Here is a 927-nt window from a genome sequence, read left to right on the forward strand (position 1 = left end):
TGGATTAGAGGCTAGCATAATAGAGGCAAGAGCAACGGCCACAACCGAAATACGACCAACTAGTACTTGACGAGCTTCTGGTGCATCTTTATCAAAGAACAATTTGTAAACGTCTTTGGTTAGTGAGCTTGATACTACCAATAGCTGCGATGAGATAGTACTCATGATGGCTGCTAAAATCGCTGCTAATAGGAAACCTGAAACCAACGGGTGGAATAAGAACTGAGTGAATACTAAGAAGATAGTCTCAGGATCGTCTAACGTCATAGCCGTCTTTTGTACATAAGCACGACCAGCAAAACCAGTCATTAGTGCACCAATAAGACTGACAATCATCCAACTCATACCGATATTACGTGCTGTAGGCACATCTTTGACTGAGCGGATTGCCATAAAACGTACAATAATATGAGGCTGACCAAAATATCCTAAACCCCATGCCATAAGTGAAATGATACCGATGACGCTCATACCGCTAGTAATATTTAGCAGGCTTGGATCAATATTTCTAACGGCTTCAGTCGTGGCTGAAACACCGCCAAGATCCGTAAAGGCAACGACAGGTACAATGACCATCGCAAACAGCATGATGATACCCTGAACAAAGTCAGTCATCGACACTGCTAAGAAACCACCGAATAGCGTGTAACCGACAACGACGCCAGCAGTCACCCAAAGTCCTGTGGTGTAAGATAGGTTAAGTGAGCTTTCAAAAAGCTTACCACCGCCTACGAGACTTGCCGCTGTGTAGACAGTAAAGAATAAAATGATAACCAAAGCAGAGATTACACGCAGCATATGCGATTTATCTTCGAAGCGATTGGCAAAATAGTCAGGTAAAGTAATAGCATTATCAGCGACTTCGGTATAAACACGAAGACGTGGTGCTACGATGATATAGTTTAAGAAGGCACCAAGGGTCAAACC

1 protein-coding gene is annotated in these 927 nt (G+C 43.3%); it reads right to left on the bottom strand.

Features of this window, described 5'->3' with window-relative positions:
• The coding region (locus ACS8FC_RS15535) for a sodium:solute symporter family transporter (protein ID WP_439297431.1) at positions 1 to 927 on the bottom strand (927 nt) is incomplete at both ends.

This window comes from Psychrobacter sp. 1Y4 (assembly GCF_051847555.1).